The following is a 16,941-nucleotide window of genomic DNA, read 5'->3' as shown; positions in this document are numbered from 1 at the left end:
TGGGGCATGCATAACGAGAGCCCGCTGCAGACTTGTAGAGCCGAGCCATGCTCGGCTGATGCCTTGGGTAGAGTCGACTGTCAGTCGACTCGCGAAAAGCAGCCGACCAACGGTCGGCTCTACAACAGCGAAGAGCAGCCGACCAGCGGTCGGCTCTACCAGAGCGGAAGCGTCGAGCAGCAGCGCCAGCGTGCCAAGCGTACCGCTGCCTGGGTCGGCGCCATCGCCGTGCTGGTCTACGTCGGCTTCATCCTCAGCGGGGTGATCGGCCGATGAGCGACGCACCGGCCAGCACCCCGTCACCCAGCGCCGGCCTGCCGCGCCTGATCGGCGTGGCGGTAGCGGTGTTCCTGCTGACGTTCTCGCTGGTTCCGCTGTACCGCATCGCCTGCGAGAAGGTGTTCGGCGTGCGCCTGGAGCGTGGCCCCGGCAGCGAGGCCAGCGCGGGCGCGGTGGCCGGCAAGCGTACCGTGCGCGTCGAGTTCGATGGCGGCGTCAATTCGCGCCTGCCATGGTCGTTCCATCCCGAGCAGCTGACCATGGACGTGGTGCCCGGCGAACTCAACGAAGCGCTGTACTTCGCCCGCAACGACAGCGCGCAGGCGGTGGTGGGAAGTGCCGTGCCTTCGGTGGCACCGGCACGCGCGTCGGGCTTCTTCAGCAAGACCGAGTGCTTCTGTTTCACCGCGCAGACGCTGCAGGCCGGCGAGAAGCGCGACATGCCGGTGCGCTTCATCGTCGATCCGGACCTGCCGCCGGAGATCAGGACGATCACCTTGTCCTACACCTTCTACCGCAACGACGCGTTGTCCGATCGGCTGGCCCCGGCCGCCACCTCGGAAGGCGCGCACGCCGCACCCTGACCCGGATACCGACATGGCCCAGACACCGACCGACGCCAACGTGTACTTCGTCCCGGCCCAGAGCAAATGGCCGTTCGTGGGTTCCATCGCGATGATGGTGACCATGGTCGGCGTGGCCAGCTGGCTCAACGATGCCAGCTGGGGACGCTGGACGTTCTACATCGGCATCGCGATGCTGGTGCTGACCCTGTTCTGGTGGTTCAGCGACGTGGTGCGTGAATCGCAGGCCGGCAACTACAACCACCAGGTCGACGGCTCGTTCCGGATGGGGATGATCTGGTTCATCTTCTCCGAAGTGATGTTCTTCGGCGCCTTCTTCGGCGCGCTGTTCTACACCCGCAACCTGGGCCTGTCCTGGCTGAGCGGCGAAGGCCGCGGGGTGATGACCAACGAGCTGCTTTGGCAGGGCTATTCTGCTGGATGGCCGACCAATGGTCCTGCGGCGATCGGTGGTGCGTTCCAGACCATCCCGGCCTGGGGCCTGCCGCTGATCAATACGCTGATCCTGCTCACCTCCGGCGTGACCCTGACCATCGCCCACCATGCACTGAAGGCCGGCAACCGCCGCCAGCTGCTGATCTGGCTGGGCCTGACCGTGGTGCTCGGTCTGGGCTTCCTGACCCTGCAGGCGGAGGAATACATCCACGCCTACAAGGAACTGAACCTGACGCTCGGCTCGGGCATCTACGGGTCGACGTTCTTCATGCTGACCGGCTTCCACGGCGCGCACGTGCTGCTGGGCACGATCATGCTGATCGTGATGTGGCTGCGTTCGGCCAAGGGCCACTTCACCCGCGACAACCATTTCGGTTTCGAAGCCGCCGCGTGGTACTGGCACTTCGTCGACGTGGTGTGGCTGATGCTGTTCCTGTTCGTCTACGTGCTTTGACCGCGCGCGGATCGGTGGCCTCAGCCGCCGATGCCGTGCGGTTTGATCCAGCCCATGTAGATGCTCACGATCACCAGTACGATCAAGGCCACCGACACCGCGATGCGGCGGGTCAGTGCGTTGACCGTGCGCTTGGTCTGGCCGCGGTCGACCAGCAGGTAATACAGGCCGGCGCCCAGATTCCAGACGATGACGATCAGAAACGCGATTACCAGCAGGGTCTTCAGCGAATCACTCATGCGCGGCTCGAGGGCAGGGTGGATGCGCCTATCTGACCGCGTTTGCGCGGACTTGTCATGATGCGCCAGCACACGCGCGTGATCGGATGGCTGCTGGCGGTGCTGGCGATGGCCGGTTTCAGCGCACTGGGGCTGTGGCAGCTGCAGCGCATGCATGCCAAACAGGCAATGTTGGATGCGCAGGGTCCAGCAGTGGCACAGGCGTTGCCGCTGGCGCAGGCACTCGCGGCACCCGGTGCGCTGCACGGCGTGGCCGACCACGGCCACTTCCTGCCCGGCGTGGTGCTGCTGGACAACCAGACCCGGCATGGCCGCGCCGGAGTGAAGATCTATCGCCCGTTCCGTAGTGACGACGGCAGTGTGCTGCTGGTGGATCTCGGTTGGCGCGCGTTGCCACCGGATCGCACCTTGCCGGATCTGCCTGCGCCACCTTCACCGGTAGCCGTGCGTGGCTTGCTGGCGCCGCCGCCGTCGGCGGGGTTGGCGTTGGGGCCGGCGTTCTCCGCGACGGGTGAGGCCGGGCGCTGGCTGGCCAGCCGGCTGCCCGCCGAAGGCCTGGCCCGCGCGCTGGGGCTGCAGGCGCTACCTGACCGCGTGCTGCGTCTGGACCCGGCGCTGCCATTCGGCGATGAGCGCGACCTGGACCTGCTGCCGAACACGCTGCCGCCGCAGCGCCACCTGGGCTACGCCGTGCAGTGGTTCGGGCTGGCCCTGACCGTGCTGGTGGTCGCGCTGGTGCTGGAGCGGCGCAGGAGACGCCCCATCGCCCGGTAGTGCCGGCCGCTGGCCGGCATCCCCCGGAATCCTGGATGCCGGCCAGCGGCCGGAACTACCGGGGTACCGCACCCGCATCCCTTTCCCAACCGTGAGAAAATGCCCCGCATGAACACTGCTACGTCCCCGCAGGCGCGCGGCTCCGGCCGCCGGACCCTGGTGCTGCTGTTTGCCGTGTTCTTCGGGGCGGTGGCGCTGGCCGCCGTGCTGCGCTTCTCGGGCTGGCAGCCAACCGGGCACCGCAACGCCGGCCAGCTGCTGAAGCCGCCGGTGGACCTGCGCCAGCAGGCGCCCACCCTGGCCAGCGGCCAGCCTTACCCATGGAATCCCGAGGCTCGTACCTGGCGCCTGCTGGTGGCCCCGGCCGGCGCCTGCGATGCACAGTGCGTCACTTTGTCGCAGGGACTGGGCAAGGTGTGGCAGCTGTTCGGCCATAACGCCGATAATGTCGAGATCCTGTGGCTGGGTACGCCACCGGCGTCGATCGCCTCGCTGCCCGCGCTGCGGCCGCTGGCTCCGTCGCCAGCCCTGCGCGCGGCGTTGCCGGGCGTCGATGATCCGGCGGGACTGCCGGTCTACGTGATCGATCCGAACGGCTTCGTGATCATGCGCCATGCCCCGGGTTCCGACCTCGGTGGCCTGCGCAAGGACATGGCCACGTTGCTGAAACTGAAGTGAGTCCCGTTTGATGAGCCTTTCCGCGCGTCCGGCGCTGCACCGCAATTTCCACCGCCTGGCGTGGTTCGCCATGATCATGACCGCGAGCACGATCATGTTCGGCGCCTTCGTTCGCCTGTCCGATGCCGGCCTGAGCTGCCCGGACTGGCCGACCTGCTACGGGCAGGCCACTTGGCCGCAGCACGTGGAAGAGACCATCGGCCACCCGGCGGCGGAGATCCGCCCGCTGGAGACCCACAAGGCCTGGCGTGAACAGGTGCATCGCTTCCTGGCCGGTGCGCTGGGCATCGAGATCCTGACCCTGGCCCTGCTGGCCACGCGCAGGCGGCGCTTTGGAAGCACGGCGGTGGTGACCGCCTGCGTACTGGTGGCCGCCGGCATACCGCTGTACATGATGGGCTGGCATGGCACCGCCAGCATCCTGGCGCTGATCGGCGAGGCGATCCTGCTGATCGCCGCGCTGCGCTGGAGCAACATCGACCTGGCGCGCGCTGCACTGCTGACCCTGGCGGTGGTGATCTTCCAGGCCCTGCTGGGCATGTGGACGGTGACCCTGCTGCTCAAGCCCATCGTGGTGATGGGCCACCTGCTGGGCGGCATGCTGATGTTCGGCCTGCTGGTGTGGATGGCCTGGCGCGCCACGCACATGCCGATCACCCTGGCCGAAGCGCCGAAGCTGAAGTGGCTGCTGCGCATTGGCGTGGCCGTGCTGGTCACCCAGATCGCACTGGGTGGCTGGGTCAGCGCCAACTACGCCGCACTTGCATGCGGCGGCGGCAGCGCCTCGCTGGACAACTTCCCGCGCTGCGCCAACCAATGGTGGCCGCAGCACAACTTCGTCGAAGGCTTCACCCTGTGGCGTGGCATCGGCGTGGATTACGAAGGCGGCGTGCTGGACGGCGCCTCGCGCATCGCCATCCAGATGGCGCACCGCATGTTCGCGGTGGTGGTGGCCGTCTATCTGCTGTGGCTGGGCGTGCGCCTGTTCCGGCTGCCGAGCATGCGTGGCTGGGCCAGCGCGCTGATCGCGCTGCTGGTGCTGCAGGTCACCCTCGGCATCCTCAATGTAAAGCTGGCGCTGCCGCTGGAAGTGGCGGTGGCCCACAACGGCGTGGCCGTTGCCCTGTTGTTCGTGCTGGTCAGCCTGCTGGCCCGCCTGCGTGCCCCGGACTGATTCCATGTTTTCCAAATACCGCCAGTACTGGGACCTGACCAAGCCCAAGGTCGTCGCCCTGATCGTCTTCACCGCGCTGGTCGGCATGGTCCTGGCCATCCCCGGCGTGCCCAGCTGGGAGCAGGTGCGGGCCGGCCTGCTCGGCTTCCTCGGCATCTGGCTGGCAGCCTCGGCGGCCGCGGCGATCAACCAGCTGCTGGATGCGCACATCGATGCGCAGATGGCGCGCACCTCGTGGCGTCCTCTGGTGGTGGGCAAGGTCAAGCCGTGGCAGGTGCTGGTGTATGCCGGTGTGCTGATCGTGCTGTCGATGACCATCCTGGTGCTGTGGGTGAACCTGATCACTGCGGTGCTGACCTTCGCCTCGCTGATCGGCTACGCGGTGATCTACACCGTGTACCTCAAGCGTGCGACCTCGCAGAACATCGTGATCGGTGGCCTGGCCGGCGCGATGCCGCCGATGCTGGGCTGGGCGGCGGTGACCGGCATGCAGGGCTCGTCGGACTGGGCGTACTCATCGCTGCTGGTGCTGATCATCTTCATCTGGACACCGCCGCACTTCTGGGCGCTGGCGATCTTCCGCCGGGAGGACTACGCCAAGGCCGAGATCCCGATGCTGCCGGTGACCCACGGCGTGGTGCACACGCGCAAGCAGATCATGGCGTATTCGGTGGTGCTGGCGCTGGTCTGCCTGCTGCCGTACCTGGTGGGCATGAGCGGTGCGTTCTACCTGGGCGGCGCGATCGTGCTCAACGCCGTGTTCCTCTGGTACGCCTGGCGCATGCTCAATCCGCCGGACGAGCTGTTCTCGATGAAGATGTTCCATTACTCCATCGTCTACCTGATGGCGCTGTTCGCCTTCCTGCTGGTCGACCACTGGATCCTGCCCTGGCTGTAAGGGGCTGCCCTTTGTAGAGTCGAGCCATGCTCGACTCAGGCCCGATCTGAGGGCGGCAGTATCCACGCATGGCGTGGATCACCTTGAACGGCGGTTGCTGCGCCGCCATTGCTGTTCCTGACCCGAAGGAAAGGAACGAGCAGGGATGCATTCGATCTTCCGCTGGACCGCTGCGCTGATGCTGGCGCTGGGCATGGCCCTCAGTGCGCATGCCGACGACACCGCCGCACAGATCCGCCAGCACGCCGGCGACCACCGCCTGCTGGTGCTGGGCGAATTCCACGGCACCCGCGAGACACCGCTGCTGGTGCGCCAGTTGGTGGAGGCCTACGTGGCCGATGGCGCAGCAGTGCGGCTGGCATTGGAGTTGCCGACCCACGAGAACGCTGCACTGGCGACCTACATGGCGTCTGCCGGCACAGCTGAAGCGCGCGCTGCATTGCGTGGCACCACGTATTGGAACATCCACGGCCGGATGCACGACGGCCGTCGCAGTGAGGACATGCTGGATCTGATCGAGGCGGCACGCGTGTTGCGCAGCGAGGGGCGCGATGTGCAGGTGTTTGGCTTCGACCGTGTGCTTCCCGCCGATATGGCCGGCACCGGCGCACGTGATCGGGTGATGGCCGAAGAAGTGCGGTCGCACGCGACGGCGCTGTCGAAGAATGGGCGCCTGCTGGTGCTGACTGGCAACGTGCATGGCATGCGCAGGCAACCGCAGATGATTGTGTACCCGCCGATGACGGCACTGCTGAAGGACCTGGACCTCTACAACGTCCGCATCGAGGCGCGTGGCGGGGAGGGCTGGGGCTGTGTCGCTCCTGGGCGTTGCGAAGCGCGTCAGCTGCCGGACCATACCGGGGCATCGCTTAGGGTGGATACCGGTGCTGACCGCAGCTACGACCTATGGGTATGGCTGCCGCGCTTCAGCGTGGCGCGATTGCTGGACAGCGGTTCGGTCCAGTGACCATCCGCGAAGCATGAGCTCGGCATTGTAGATCCACATCATGCGTGGAGGGTCTTCCACAGAAGCCCGCGCGTTCAGTGTCGGCTTTTGCTTGCCAGCACCGCCAATGTGTTAGGTAACCAGGCTGCCACGTTGTAGGGGGTTGCCGCGTTGCATGGTTCCTGCGAGCGATAGGTCACAGATGCGGATTGATCCGCAAGGCGGGATGGTCGGATGTGGATACACAGGACCTGCGAGATGAATCGCAATTCTGTGGAGCCATCAATGCAATGTCATGTTTCTCTACCCATCGTTCTATGCGCTGCACTTGCGTGCATAGCTGGCAATGCAGCAGCAGAAGTGAAGGCACTGAGTCGGGCCAACTGCATTGGATTCATCAATGAATCCGTTACCTACGAACGCCCTCAGTTCCGCAATTTCCAGGGATCGGCGGCTACCACGCACATCCCGCTTGGAAACATCGAGCCGAAGCATGTCCTTGGAGCTCCGAACAACGGGCTGTACTCCTGGCGCTTCTACGCAGGCGATGGCACCGATCCGGAACGGATGGTTGTTCACGGCTATCACACATGGGTGCTGGGTGGGCGCGTATTTACGCAGTCCACGAGCGCGGTCGATTGCCAACTTTCGGAGTGGTGAGCATCATGAAAAGCCTTTGCATAGTTGCAATCTCACTGGGGATGTCGATGTCAGCCCAAGCATCTCAGGCCGATCCAGCCCCTGATCCGCTAGGACGTTGGCTGCACCAACGTGCCATGCAAGCTTCAATGCAGGAGGGCTCGGCCATGAGTAGGTCGTCCGCCGGCGTTGGCAGCTACCAGATCGTGCGACTGGCAGACCTGGATGCGCCCGAAGAAGTGAAGCAGCAGCTTCGCGCTGACATCGAACGATCCAACGGTGTCGTGCAGGCTGCAGCAGGGAACATCCCCTCACAGGCTGAAATGCTGGCGGCCGTGCCCCGCACTCAGCGTTCGGCGTCGGAACTGCGCCAGCGCCTGCCGCAGCCCCCCAGCAGCCTGGAAGCCAGCCTCCTGGGTCCGGCCGAGCTGATAGGGATGGAGCCCAGTGGCGCGCTTGAGGGAGGCAGGTCCTCGGGACTGAGCCGCTTCTTCCAGTTGAAAGGCGTCGGCGTCGTGGAATTCAGCGAGAACAACTTCGTCGCTGCGGGCACGCATATCGAGGTCATCGCCGAGGCACAGAACACAACGGTGAAAGGCGCGCCCGCGCACGTGAAGAAGAGCGCGGACAGTGCCGGCCGTACCCGCGTCGAGCTTGCCTGGACAGGAGACAGCAAGACCTACAGCTTGATCGCCACCGGCGAACGGGGCAGCGACGTGGAGCGCAACGCGCGAGTGCTGCACGACATCGCTGCGGCCATTGTGGATTAGCGGGGCCGCGAGAGTCATCCACGCATGGCGTGGATCTACTATAGATCCGCGTCATGCGTGGATGCGTGTTCCAGTATCAACCCGCGCGCCCGGTCAGGGCGCGCGCTTGGCATACCGCTGCGCGATCACGCCGCAGACGATTAGCTGGATCTGGTGGTAGATCATCACCGGCAGCACGATGGCACCGAGACTGCCACCGGCGAACAGCACCTTGGCGATGGGCACGCCGGTGGCCAGGCTCTTCTTCGAGCCGCAGAACACGATGGCGATCTCATCCTCGCGGTTGAAGCGCAGGCGACGGGCGATGAAGGTGATCAGCGGCATGGCGATGCCCAGCAGCACCGCGGCGACCACGGCCACGGCCAGCAGCGAGAGCAGCGGCGTCTTGCTCCACAGCCCTTCGGTCACGGCTTCGCCGAAGGCCGAATACACCACCAGCAGGATCGTGCCCTGGTCGGTATAGCGCAGCAGCGCGCGCTGCTTCTCCACCCAGCCGGCGATCCACGGCCGCAGCAGGTGGCCGGCCACGAAAGGCACCAGCAGCTGCAGCATGATGCCGCCGATGGCATGCAGCGGATCGTGGATGCCGCCGGAGGTGCCCGCCAGTGCTGTCAGCAACAGCGGGGTCAGGAACACACCGAGGATGCTCGACAGCGAAGCACTGCACACCGCTGCGGGTACGTTGCCGCGCGCCATCGAAGTGAACGCGATGGACGACTGCACGGTGGAGGGCAGGGTGCACAGGAACAGCACGCCCAGGTACAGCTCCGGGGTCAGCAGCCAGCCGGACAGCGGCTTGAACATCAGCCCCAGCAGCGGGAACAGGATGAAGGTGCAGGCCAGGATGGTCAGGTGCAGCCGCCAGTGCAGCATGCCGCCGATGATCGACTCACGTGGCAGGCGCGCGCCATGCAGGAAGAACAGCGCTGCGATGGCCACCGTGGTGACGTCATCGAGGACGATGGCAGCGGCGCCCTTCATCGGCAGCAGCGAGGCCAGGCCGACGGTGCACAGCAGGGCGAGGGTGAAGTTGTCAGGTCGCAGGCGCGACCACCAGCGGGTCATGGTGGGCAGAGTCCTTGGGGCGGAGGAATCAGGGCGAAGCGGCCGGTGCGGCCAGGCGCTGGCGGGTGGTGGCTTCCAGCGATGTCAGGCCGGCACGTTGGCCGAGCTGCAGGGCCTGTTCCGGGCTGGCGTGTTCGTAGTGCGCAGTGACAAGGCCGAGCACGGCACCGGCGCGGTTGCCGGACGCGCAGTGCAGCAGCACCGGACCTGCGCTCTGCTGCAGGGCCTGGTGCACGGCGCGCAGGTTGGCCGCATCCAGGCCATCAGCGCCGGCTACGGGTATGCGTACGTAGCGCAGGCCCAGCGATTCGGCCACGCCGGCTTCATCGAAGCCGCGGTCCTCATCGGGCTGGCGCAGGTCGATCACCGTGCGCACGCCCTGCGCGGCCAACGCCCGCAGCTGCGTGCCGCTGGGCTGGCCGCCGGCATACAGGCCAGGGCGGACTTCATTGAGCGGGGCGTTTTCGGCCAGGGCCGTCAGCGGCAGGCAGAGCGACAACAACAGCAGGCAGGTCAGGCGCAGCAGCATGGTCCTCTCCGGGAAAGCGATCTGCCGCTACAGGCGCAGTCCGGCGCGGGCCTTCAGCAGCTCGCGCAGTTCGTACTTGTCAGTATCGTCCAGACCCTGCTGGCGCTGCTTTGCCAACAACTCCTCCAGACGTTGCACCAGCAGCTGTTTCTCCAGCTGGGCCACGGCGTCGTGCAGTTCCTGGGTCCAGCTGGCTTCAGTGCCAGGCAGCGTCTGCGCCGCCAGCGTGTGCAGCGAGGCCTGCTCTTCACGGCCGTCGAAGTGTTCCAGCAGGGCGCCGGTACTGATGTCCGGGCGCTGCTCGACCAACCCCAGCAGTTCCAGCAGCAGCTCCACGCCGGGCAGGCGCAGGCCCTGGAAGTGATGCTGGCCGCCCAGCGTGAGCGCCAGCGAGGGCTGCTGCAGCAGCACGGCGATCGCGCCGCGCACCAGGCTGCGCTTGGCCACCGGCTGGATCGTGCGCGCCGGCTGGCGCTGCGGCATCGGTGCGCGCGCGGACGCGGCATTGCCGCCGAGGCCGGTCAGCTGCGCCAGCTGCTGCTTCATCAGGTCGCCGAAGGCACCATCGGGAATCTGTGCCAGCATCGGCTTGGCGCGCTCGGCCAGGCGTGCCTTGCCGTCCAGCGTGCCCAGGTTGATTTCGCGGGTCAGTTCATCGAAGAAGAACTGCGACAGTGGGGTGGCCTGCTTCAGGCGTTCGTTGAACGCGTCGGCGCCTTCCTTGCGCACGATGGTGTCCGGGTCTTCGCCGTCGGGCAGGAACAGGAAGAAGGCCTGGCGGCCATCCTTCATGCGCGGCAGCACCGACTCCAGCGCCTTCCAGCCGGCGCGGCGGCCGGCGGCATCGCCGTCGAAGCAGAAGAACACGTCCGGCGCGTTGCGGAACAGCAGCTCGGCATGGTCCGGCGTGGTCGCGGTGCCCAGCGTCGCCACCGCCTGGGTGACCCCGAACTGGAACAGCGAGACCACGTCCATGTAGCCCTCGACCACGATCAGCCGCTCGATCTTCTGGTTGGCCTGGCGTACCTGCCACAGGCCGTACAGTTCGCGGCCCTTGTGGAACAGTGCGGTCTCGGGCGAATTGAGGTACTTGGGGCCGTCGTCCTTCTCGAACACGCGGCCACCGAACGCGATCACCCGGCCACGGCGATCGAAGATCGGGAACATCACCCGGTCGCGGAACTTGTCGTAGACGTGGCCGCGGTCGTTCTTGGAGAACAGGCCGGCGCGGTCGAGCAGCTTCATGCGGCGCTCGTCCTTGCCCAGTGCATCGCGCAGGCCGCTGTAGCCATCGGGTGCGTAGCCGATCTGGAAGCGCGCGCGGTTTTCTTCATCCACGCCCCGGCCATCGAGGTAGCTGCGCGCCTTTTCGCTGCCTTCCAGGTTTTTCTGGAAGAACTTCGTGGCCGCATCCAGCGCCGAGTACAGCTCGCGGCTGTCGTCCTGCTGCTGCGGGTTGCGCGGGTTCTCGTTCCGCGGCACGTCCATGCCGGCGCGCTTGGCCAGTTCATCCACCGCGTCGAGGAACTCGAGGCGGTCGTAATTCATCAGGAAACTGATGGCGGTGCCGTGCGCGCCGCAGCCGAAGCAGTGATAGAACTGCTTGGTCGGCGAGACCGTGAACGAGGCCGAGCGTTCGTCATGGAACGGGCAGCGCGCCGCGTACTCCTTGCCCTGGCGCTTCAACGGCACGCGGCTGCCCACCACCTCGACGATGTCGGTGCGGGCCAGCAGGTCGTCGATGAAAGCGTCGGGGATACGGGCCATGGGCAAACAGGGCAGAGCGCGGCCGGCAGGCCGCGCAGAAGGGAAGGCAGGTTCCCTAGTCTACTCGCTGGTGGCGGCCGGGCCCGCTTCTTCGGTGGTGTCCCCGCCCTTGGCCAGCTGCGCCCGGGCGTACAGGCGTTCGTCGATCACCGCCGTCATCAGCGCGCCGACGAAGAACACCGCGGTGGCGTAGTAGATCCAGACCAGCGAGATCACCAGCGCGCCCATCGAGCCGTAGGCGCTGCCCGGGGCCACGGTGGCGATGTAGACGCCGATGCCATAGCGGCCCAGCGCGAACAGTGCCGAGGTGATGGCGCCGCCGATGAAGGCCTGGCGCCAGGCCACGCGGCGGTCGGGCAGGTAGTGGTAGAGGAAGGCGAAGGCCAGCGTGTACAGCAGCAGCGAGGTGAGGTAGCCGATCGCCGGCAGCACCGACGGCAGCTGCGCGAACACCACCTGCAGCGCGGTGGTGGCGGTCATCGACAGGATCAGCAGGAAGCCCAGCGCCAGCACCACGCCGAACGAGAACACGCGCTTGCGCAGCCAGGCCTTGATGCCGTCCAGGCGCTGGCCGCTGGTGTGGAAGATGCGGTTCAGCGCGTTCTGCAGCTGGGCAAACACGGCGGTGGCGCCGACGAACAGCAGCAGGGTGCTCCACAACCCGGCCAGCGAACCCATGCTGGGCTGGCTGTTGGCGTTGTGCAGCACGGTGTCGGCAACGCTGGCCACGCTGCTGCCGGCGACCGAGCCGATCTGGCCGATCAGTGCCTGCTGTGCCGGCGGGTACAGCGAAGCGGTCAGCCACAGCAGCAGCACCAGCAGCGGCGCCATCGACAGCAGGGCGTAGAAGGAAACCGAGGCGGCCTGGGTCAGCACGTCGATCTCGACGAAGCGCTTGGCCACGGCCATCGGGAAGCTGTCCTGCAGCTTTCCCAGGCGTGATCGGACGGCAGGCAGAAAGGCGTGGGGATGCGGCATCGAAGCAGGAGAAGGCAGGTGGATGAGCTTTTTCTAGCAAATCAGGGCGTTGGGTTGGGTGAAGTGCCTATTCAGTACGTCGTCCCGCACATCGTCCGCGCTATCCTTCTGCCTGACCGTGGGTGCGCAGGGGGGGCTGCCGCCACGGTATCCGGGGCCGGCTGCCGATGCGCAGGGCCGCGACATTCCAATTTCTCTGCAAAAGGACGCGTTATGAAAGGGATGGTCTACGCCACGATGGTGTTGCTGGCGACGGTGAGTGGCTCGGCTGCTGCCGCCTCAGCTGCCTGCGAGAAGGCATTCAAGACGGTAGGGGATCCGCGCAACGGCGCGATGTACATGGCCGATGTGACGGTGCCGGGGCTGAAGGTGCAGAGCGCACTGGACCAGCTGCGGCAGATCGGTGCCGAGGACCAGTTCGAGATCGGTGGCCAGCTGGTGGAAGGCAACACCGGCAACCAGTACCTGATCCAGACCAAGGGGCTGCGTACGCCGCTGGTGCTGATCGGTACCGCCGACCACACCGGCCGGGTGACCCTGGCGACCAAGCTGGCGCGTGGCCAGACGATCGGCCAGGACGAGGCGCGGCAGTCGATGTGCGCGATGCTGGACAAGCTGAAGGGCGGTAGCCAGGGTGAAGCGCTTGCCGCCGCGGCGCGCGCGAAGCAGCCGATGCCTGCGCTGGAAGACGTGGCCGCACCGGACCTGTCCAAGAAGATGGGCAAGGAAGTGCGCTCCACGATGGCGGCCTACAATGCCGCCGGCAGCTTCAAGGACCTGATGCTGGGTACCACCACCAACAAGGAAGACCTGGGCGATCGTTCGGCCACCTTCCTGCCGCTGTACGCGAAGTACATCGGCCGCCGGTACCGCATCGACGGGCAGATCTATACCGTCAACCGGAACAGCTACTCCACCCGCCCGGGCGAGGTGGGGTCGATCAACTACCTGGTGACGCCGGAACGCGGCCTGCTGCGGATCCGCCAGAACGACACCTTCAACAACAACAACTACACTATCCGCTGCGAGTTCGCGCCGGACCAGGCGGCCAACTTCAGCGTGCTGCGTGAGCGTGACTGGGCCAAGCTGGAAGGTGAGGTCAGTTCGATCGAAGGCAGTTCGATGACCCTGCGCAACTGCCGCCAGGCGTAAGCGACAGCGTCCCTGCCTGCAGCAATGACAAGGCCCGCATAGCGCGGGCCTTGTCGTGTGCAGCGGGTGGTGCGGTGATCAGCCGGCCAGGGCCAGCTTGACCAGCTTGGACACCAGGCCCATGTCGGCCTGGCCGGCCAGCTTGGGCTTCAGCGCGCCCATCAGCTTGCCGATGTCGGCCGGGCCGGAGGCACCGGTCTCAGCGATGGCGGCCTGGATGGCGGCCACGATCTCGGCTTCGCCCATCTTGGCCGGCAGGTAGGCTTCGATGACCACGATCTCGGCGCGCTCGATCTCGGCCAGGTCTTCGCGCTTGGCCGCTTCGTACTGGCTGACCGAGTCCTTGCGCTGCTTGACCATCTTGTCGAGCACGGCGATCACGGCGGTGTCATCCAGCTCGATGCGCTCGTCCACTTCGCGCTGCTTGATGGCGGCGTTGATCAGGCGGATCACGCCCAGCTTGTGCTTCTCGCCCGCCTTCATGGCGGCCTTCATGTCTTCGGTGAGCTGCTGCTTCATGCTCATGAGGAACCTCGTGGTGATAGGTGGGGCGGGGCGGATGCCCGAACCCGGAAACGCAAAAAGCCGGCGACGCTCGCGCGTGCCGGCTTCGGCTCCATCGCGACAGGCAAGCCCGCCGCAATGAAGATGCGTCCGATCAGTACAGGCGCTGACGCTTGGTGACGTCGCGCGACGAGCGGCGCAGCTGACGCTTCACAGCAGCGGCGGCCTTGCGCTTGCGCTCCTGGGTCGGCTTTTCGTAGAACTCGCGCTTGCGGGTTTCGGCCAGCACACCGGCCTTTTCGCAAGTGCGCTTGAAGCGGCGAAGAGCAAACTCGAAGGGCTCGTTCTCGCGGACTTTGACGCTGGGCATGGAATCTCCGGGACACAGTAGAACCGGGTCACGCCCGGCGAGCCGCACATTATAGCGGCGAATAGACAAACTGCAAGCGGCCAACCCTGAATACGGGCCGGAAGTTCGAAAGCAGTGAGATCTGCACATCCCCCGAGGGGGCGGCAGGGGCGTCATAATAGCAGGCATGCGAGTCCTTGGCATTGAATCTTCCTGTGATGAGACCGGCGTGGCGGTGTATGACACCGACCTGGCCGGCAGCGCGGCCCTGCGCGCCCATGCGGTCTACAGCCAGATCGCCCTGCACGCCGAATATGGCGGTGTGGTGCCCGAGCTGGCCAGCCGCGACCACGTCCGCAAGCTGCTGCCACTGGTACGCCAGACCCTGGCCGAGGCCGGCCTGGGCGTGGACGATATCGATGGCGTGGCCTACACCGCCGGGCCTGGCCTGGTCGGCGCCTTGCTGGTGGGCGCGGGCGTGGCGCGCTCGCTGGCCTGGGCGCTGCAGGTGCCCGCAGTGGGCGTCCACCATATGGAAGGCCACCTGCTGGCGCCGTTGATGGAAGACGACCCGCCGCAGGCGCCGTTCGTGGCCCTGCTGGTGTCCGGTGGCCATACCCAGCTGGTGGCGGTGGACGCGATCGGCCAGTACCGCCTGCTGGGCGAGACCCTGGACGATGCGGCCGGCGAGGCCTTCGACAAGACCGCCAAGCTGATGGGCCTGCCGTACCCGGGCGGCCCGCAGCTGGCCAAGCTGGCCGAGCAGGGAACACCGGGCGCGTACCGCTTCGCACGGCCGATGACCGACCGCCCGGGGCTGGATTTCAGCTTCTCCGGCCTGAAGACCCAGGTCCTGATGGCCTGGCGCGACAGCGACCAGAGCGAACAGACCCGCGCCGACATCGCCCGTGGCTTTGAAGATGCCGTGGTCGAGACCCTGTCGATCAAGTGCGAGCGCGCGCTGGAAGCGGCCGGGACCAACGTGATCGTGGTGGCCGGTGGCGTCGGCGCCAATACGCGCCTGCGCGCACGCCTGAAGCAGATGGCCGAGCGCCTCGGCGGCCGCGCCTGCTTCCCGCGCCCGGCGCTGTGCACCGACAACGGCGCGATGATCGCCTTCGCCGGCGCACTGCGCCTGCAGGCCGGCCAGCACAGCCCGCCGAAGGTGGACGTTACCCCGCGCTGGGACATGGCGACCCTGCCGGCGGTGTGAACCCCAACCGCCGCTCTCTGTAGCGTCGAGCCATGCTCGACTGCGCGTGATCCAGGCTACGCACGCGCGCCCAACGGCGACGCTGCCAATACGGTCGTGGCCCGCTCATGGCGCTGCAGCCAGCTCAGGGTGTGCGGGCAGCGCGCATGGATCAGCCGCCCGATCGCCGCCAGGTCGGCGCCGAGGTCGCGTTCCAGGATGGGTTCGTGATGGGCGATCCGGTTGTGCAGGTGGCGGATGCGCCCAATGTCTGTATGCATGGCTTTCCTGATCACGCTTGGATGAGCTGCAGGCGCATGGCGCAGAACCGTCCCGAGCGCCGGTATCCACAGCGTGGCGTCGAAGCGACAGGTGAAGAGCTGCTGCCAGAACACCATCGGCAGGTCGGCGACGATCCCGGGTGTATCTGTTGCGCGGCTGGCGGCCTGTTCCAGCGCGGCTCTGGCTGAGGTGGATGAAGAGGCAGGTAGCCTGCGTCGGAAGGCGTCGTTCCAAGGCCACTGCTGGCCGTGCTGTCGGGCCAATGCCGATGCCGCTGCGTTGCGCGTGACCACTTCGCACAGGTGGACCGGCATCATCAACGCGCCGCACATCCGCATGTTCCACACGTACAGGGATTCGGCAGTAACGTCAGGGCCGCAGGTTGATGCGATTCTCTCGTAGGTCGACAACCGCTCCGCTGACAACGCGCGCCTCAATGCATCGTATGCAGCCATCGTGATGTGCGGTGGTGAAGGGAAGACGCAGCTTGTCGAGGGATCGAGTCGGCCACCATCAGGAAACCTCCTTGCGGGCGTGGCCTGTTTCCCGCGTTTCGGCCGGGGCGAACACGAGGGTCTGCGTTGTCGGGATTGGCCTTGACCCACCGATTGATGACTTACTAGTCTGGGCACCTGCGCCACCGGGACTCGCGGCTTGAGAAAGCTCCCCCCGGGGACAAAGGTGGTACCAAAGGGCCCCGCTAGCAGGGCCCTTTGCTTTTTCTGGAGCCGCGTCCCTGCCGGCCGCCCACCGCCCGTTCCGGGCAGGCTCACCGCCGTGCCGTTACCATGGCCCCCTGTATTCGGGCTGGTAAGCGCAATGGACAAGGTTTTCATCGAGGGGCTGACGATCGACGCCCTGATCGGCATCTACGATTGGGAACGACGGATCCGCCAGGACCTGGTGTTCGACCTGGAAATGGGCTTCGACAACCGTCGCCCCGCAGCCACCGACGACATTGCCCACACCCTGAACTACAAGGCGGTGAGCAAGCGCCTGGAGCAGTTCGTGCGTGAGTCGGAGTTCGGCCTGGTCGAGACCCTGGCCGAGCGCTGCGCGCAGATCGTGCTGGACGAGTTCGACGTGAAGTGGCTGCGCCTGAAGCTGAGCAAGCCGGGCGCGGTGCGCGGCGCGCGCGCGGTGGGCGTGATCATCGAACGCACCCGGGACTGACCCGGTAGCGCTGGCCGCTGGCTGGCAACCCGGTAGTGCCGGCCGCTGGCCGGCAACCTCAACAGCAAAGAAGGAAGGAG

The 16,941-nt window shown here is 66.4% G+C and carries 21 protein-coding genes; 13 read left to right on the top strand and 8 right to left on the bottom strand.

Going from position 1 to position 16,941, the window contains the following annotated elements; translation table 11 throughout:
- The first annotated feature begins 6 nt into the window (after positions 1-6).
- Genes SSKA14_RS22765 through SSKA14_RS22755 form a run of 3 tightly spaced genes read left to right on the top strand, consistent with a single transcriptional unit; the run spans position 7 to position 1,752 of the window.
- Positions 7-276, top strand: coding sequence for a hypothetical protein (locus SSKA14_RS22765; RefSeq protein WP_040009148.1), 270 nt, complete (start codon positions 7-9; stop codon positions 274-276).
- Complete coding sequence (locus SSKA14_RS22760) at positions 273-863, top strand: cytochrome c oxidase assembly protein (RefSeq protein WP_008265885.1); 591 nt, start codon at positions 273-275, stop codon at positions 861-863. Before SSKA14_RS22765 ends, SSKA14_RS22760 begins: the two co-directional genes overlap by 4 nt.
- Positions 864-876: 13 nt before the next feature.
- Positions 877-1,752 (top strand): cytochrome c oxidase subunit 3, encoded by an 876-nt coding sequence (locus SSKA14_RS22755; RefSeq protein ID WP_005407793.1) that lies wholly within the window; start codon positions 877-879, stop codon positions 1,750-1,752.
- Positions 1,753-1,772: 20 nt separating this feature from the next.
- Here SSKA14_RS22755 and SSKA14_RS22750 read toward each other — a convergent pair whose 3' ends face one another.
- Positions 1,773-1,991, bottom strand: coding sequence for a twin transmembrane helix small protein (locus tag SSKA14_RS22750; RefSeq protein ID WP_008264755.1), 219 nt, complete (start codon positions 1,989-1,991; stop codon positions 1,773-1,775).
- A gap of 57 nt (positions 1,992-2,048) precedes the next feature.
- Here SSKA14_RS22750 and SSKA14_RS22745 point away from each other — a divergent pair, with 57 nt between their 5' ends.
- The 7 genes from SSKA14_RS22745 to SSKA14_RS22720 all read left to right on the top strand — a co-directional run bounded on the left by SSKA14_RS22745 (position 2,049) and on the right by SSKA14_RS22720 (position 7,870).
- The gene (locus tag SSKA14_RS22745) at positions 2,049-2,765 is read left to right on the top strand and encodes an SURF1 family protein (protein WP_008266904.1); all 717 of its coding nucleotides are present in this window, start codon (positions 2,049-2,051) and stop codon (positions 2,763-2,765) included.
- A 108-nt stretch (positions 2,766-2,873) separates the two neighbouring features.
- Complete coding sequence (locus SSKA14_RS22740) at positions 2,874-3,443, top strand: hypothetical protein (protein WP_040009144.1); 570 nt, start codon at positions 2,874-2,876, stop codon at positions 3,441-3,443.
- Positions 3,444-3,453: 10 nt separating this feature from the next.
- A complete protein-coding gene (locus tag SSKA14_RS22735) occupies positions 3,454-4,617 on the top strand; it encodes a COX15/CtaA family protein (RefSeq protein ID WP_008265790.1) in 1,164 nt (387 codons plus the stop codon).
- Between the two features lie 4 nt (positions 4,618-4,621).
- A complete protein-coding gene (cyoE, locus tag SSKA14_RS22730) occupies positions 4,622-5,515 on the top strand; it encodes a heme o synthase (protein ID WP_008268598.1) in 894 nt (297 codons plus the stop codon).
- Between the two features lie 145 nt (positions 5,516-5,660).
- Positions 5,661-6,482 (top strand): hypothetical protein, encoded by an 822-nt coding sequence (locus tag SSKA14_RS22725; protein ID WP_008267888.1) that lies wholly within the window; start codon positions 5,661-5,663, stop codon positions 6,480-6,482.
- Between the two features lie 237 nt (positions 6,483-6,719).
- Entirely contained in the window at positions 6,720-7,121 is a 402-nt protein-coding gene (locus SSKA14_RS23905) for a hypothetical protein (RefSeq protein ID WP_157636011.1), read from the top strand.
- 128 nt (positions 7,122-7,249) lie between these two features.
- Positions 7,250-7,870, top strand: a complete 621-nt coding sequence (locus SSKA14_RS22720; protein ID WP_008265149.1) for a hypothetical protein — start codon at positions 7,250-7,252, stop codon at positions 7,868-7,870.
- A gap of 93 nt (positions 7,871-7,963) precedes the next feature.
- On the opposite strand, the gene SSKA14_RS22715 is transcribed toward SSKA14_RS22720, so the two are convergent.
- From SSKA14_RS22715 to SSKA14_RS22700, 4 genes are read right to left on the bottom strand one after another with little or no spacing between them, the layout of a single operon-like run.
- A complete protein-coding gene (locus SSKA14_RS22715) occupies positions 7,964-8,935 on the bottom strand; it encodes a bile acid:sodium symporter family protein (protein ID WP_008265129.1) in 972 nt (323 codons plus the stop codon).
- A 28-nt stretch (positions 8,936-8,963) separates the two neighbouring features.
- Positions 8,964-9,464, bottom strand: coding sequence for a protein tyrosine phosphatase family protein (locus SSKA14_RS22710; RefSeq protein WP_008265062.1), 501 nt, complete (start codon positions 9,462-9,464; stop codon positions 8,964-8,966).
- Between the two features lie 27 nt (positions 9,465-9,491).
- Entirely contained in the window at positions 9,492-11,231 is a 1,740-nt protein-coding gene (gene dnaG, locus SSKA14_RS22705) for a DNA primase (RefSeq protein ID WP_008266815.1), read from the bottom strand.
- Positions 11,232-11,291: 60 nt separating this feature from the next.
- Positions 11,292-12,209, bottom strand: coding sequence for a YihY/virulence factor BrkB family protein (locus SSKA14_RS22700; RefSeq protein ID WP_008265392.1), 918 nt, complete (start codon positions 12,207-12,209; stop codon positions 11,292-11,294).
- A gap of 213 nt (positions 12,210-12,422) precedes the next feature.
- Between SSKA14_RS22700 and SSKA14_RS22695 the strand changes: the two genes are divergently transcribed.
- Positions 12,423-13,361 (top strand): hypothetical protein, encoded by a 939-nt coding sequence (locus SSKA14_RS22695; protein ID WP_232281423.1) that lies wholly within the window; start codon positions 12,423-12,425, stop codon positions 13,359-13,361.
- 78 nt (positions 13,362-13,439) lie between these two features.
- On the opposite strand, the gene SSKA14_RS22690 is transcribed toward SSKA14_RS22695, so the two are convergent.
- Both SSKA14_RS22690 and rpsU read right to left on the bottom strand, forming a co-directional pair.
- On the bottom strand, positions 13,440-13,886 hold the full coding sequence (locus tag SSKA14_RS22690) for a GatB/YqeY domain-containing protein (RefSeq protein WP_008266600.1): 447 nt from the start codon (positions 13,884-13,886) through the stop codon (positions 13,440-13,442).
- Between the two features lie 133 nt (positions 13,887-14,019).
- The gene (rpsU, locus tag SSKA14_RS22685; protein WP_002808376.1) at positions 14,020-14,235 is read right to left on the bottom strand and encodes a 30S ribosomal protein S21; all 216 of its coding nucleotides are present in this window, start codon (positions 14,233-14,235) and stop codon (positions 14,020-14,022) included.
- A gap of 166 nt (positions 14,236-14,401) precedes the next feature.
- Here rpsU and tsaD point away from each other — a divergent pair, with 166 nt between their 5' ends.
- Positions 14,402-15,427, top strand: a complete 1,026-nt coding sequence (tsaD, locus tag SSKA14_RS22680; protein WP_008267736.1) for a tRNA (adenosine(37)-N6)-threonylcarbamoyltransferase complex transferase subunit TsaD — start codon at positions 14,402-14,404, stop codon at positions 15,425-15,427.
- A 56-nt stretch (positions 15,428-15,483) separates the two neighbouring features.
- On the opposite strand, the gene SSKA14_RS22675 is transcribed toward tsaD, so the two are convergent.
- Positions 15,484-16,149 carry a hypothetical protein gene (locus tag SSKA14_RS22675; protein WP_157636053.1) on the bottom strand — a complete coding sequence of 222 codons (666 nt, stop codon included), beginning with the start codon at positions 16,147-16,149 and terminating at the stop codon, positions 15,484-15,486.
- A gap of 358 nt (positions 16,150-16,507) precedes the next feature.
- Between SSKA14_RS22675 and folB the strand changes: the two genes are divergently transcribed.
- Positions 16,508-16,861, top strand: a complete 354-nt coding sequence (gene folB, locus SSKA14_RS22670; RefSeq protein ID WP_005407807.1) for a dihydroneopterin aldolase — start codon at positions 16,508-16,510, stop codon at positions 16,859-16,861.
- Positions 16,862-16,941: the final 80 nt, after the last annotated feature.

This window comes from Stenotrophomonas sp. SKA14, assembly GCF_000158575.1.
Classification (GTDB): Bacteria; Pseudomonadota; Gammaproteobacteria; order Xanthomonadales; family Xanthomonadaceae; genus Stenotrophomonas; species Stenotrophomonas forensis.
The sequence above is the reverse complement of the archived record's forward strand: the minus strand, read 5'-3'. Positions and strand labels throughout refer to the sequence as shown.

Bases quoted from the DNA above. Each gene is read 5' to 3' on its own strand.
- SSKA14_RS22735 (WP_008265790.1), top strand. From the start codon at position 3,454: ATGAGCCTTTCCGCGCGTCCGGCGCTGCACCGCAATTTCCACCGCCTG.
- SSKA14_RS22760 (WP_008265885.1), top strand. From the start codon at position 273: ATGAGCGACGCACCGGCCAGCACCCCGTCACCCAGCGCCGGCCTGCCG.
- tsaD (WP_008267736.1), top strand. From the start codon at position 14,402: ATGCGAGTCCTTGGCATTGAATCTTCCTGTGATGAGACCGGCGTGGCG.
- SSKA14_RS22695 (WP_232281423.1), top strand. From the start codon at position 12,423: ATGAAAGGGATGGTCTACGCCACGATGGTGTTGCTGGCGACGGTGAGT.
- SSKA14_RS23905 (WP_157636011.1), top strand. From the start codon at position 6,720: ATGAATCGCAATTCTGTGGAGCCATCAATGCAATGTCATGTTTCTCTA.
- folB (WP_005407807.1), top strand. From the start codon at position 16,508: ATGGACAAGGTTTTCATCGAGGGGCTGACGATCGACGCCCTGATCGGC.
- cyoE (WP_008268598.1), top strand. From the start codon at position 4,622: ATGTTTTCCAAATACCGCCAGTACTGGGACCTGACCAAGCCCAAGGTC.
- SSKA14_RS22755 (WP_005407793.1), top strand. From the start codon at position 877: ATGGCCCAGACACCGACCGACGCCAACGTGTACTTCGTCCCGGCCCAG.
- SSKA14_RS22740 (WP_040009144.1), top strand. From the start codon at position 2,874: ATGAACACTGCTACGTCCCCGCAGGCGCGCGGCTCCGGCCGCCGGACC.
- SSKA14_RS22700 (WP_008265392.1), bottom strand. From the start codon at position 12,209: ATGCCGCATCCCCACGCCTTTCTGCCTGCCGTCCGATCACGCCTGGGA.
- SSKA14_RS22715 (WP_008265129.1), bottom strand. From the start codon at position 8,935: ATGACCCGCTGGTGGTCGCGCCTGCGACCTGACAACTTCACCCTCGCC.
- SSKA14_RS22765 (WP_040009148.1), top strand. From the start codon at position 7: ATGCATAACGAGAGCCCGCTGCAGACTTGTAGAGCCGAGCCATGCTCG.
- dnaG (WP_008266815.1), bottom strand. From the start codon at position 11,231: ATGGCCCGTATCCCCGACGCTTTCATCGACGACCTGCTGGCCCGCACC.
- SSKA14_RS22720 (WP_008265149.1), top strand. From the start codon at position 7,250: ATGCAGGAGGGCTCGGCCATGAGTAGGTCGTCCGCCGGCGTTGGCAGC.
- SSKA14_RS22725 (WP_008267888.1), top strand. From the start codon at position 5,661: ATGCATTCGATCTTCCGCTGGACCGCTGCGCTGATGCTGGCGCTGGGC.
- SSKA14_RS22745 (WP_008266904.1), top strand. From the start codon at position 2,049: ATGATGCGCCAGCACACGCGCGTGATCGGATGGCTGCTGGCGGTGCTG.
- rpsU (WP_002808376.1), bottom strand. From the start codon at position 14,235: ATGCCCAGCGTCAAAGTCCGCGAGAACGAGCCCTTCGAGTTTGCTCTT.
- SSKA14_RS22690 (WP_008266600.1), bottom strand. From the start codon at position 13,886: ATGAGCATGAAGCAGCAGCTCACCGAAGACATGAAGGCCGCCATGAAG.
- SSKA14_RS22750 (WP_008264755.1), bottom strand. From the start codon at position 1,991: ATGAGTGATTCGCTGAAGACCCTGCTGGTAATCGCGTTTCTGATCGTC.
- SSKA14_RS22710 (WP_008265062.1), bottom strand. From the start codon at position 9,464: ATGCTGCTGCGCCTGACCTGCCTGCTGTTGTTGTCGCTCTGCCTGCCG.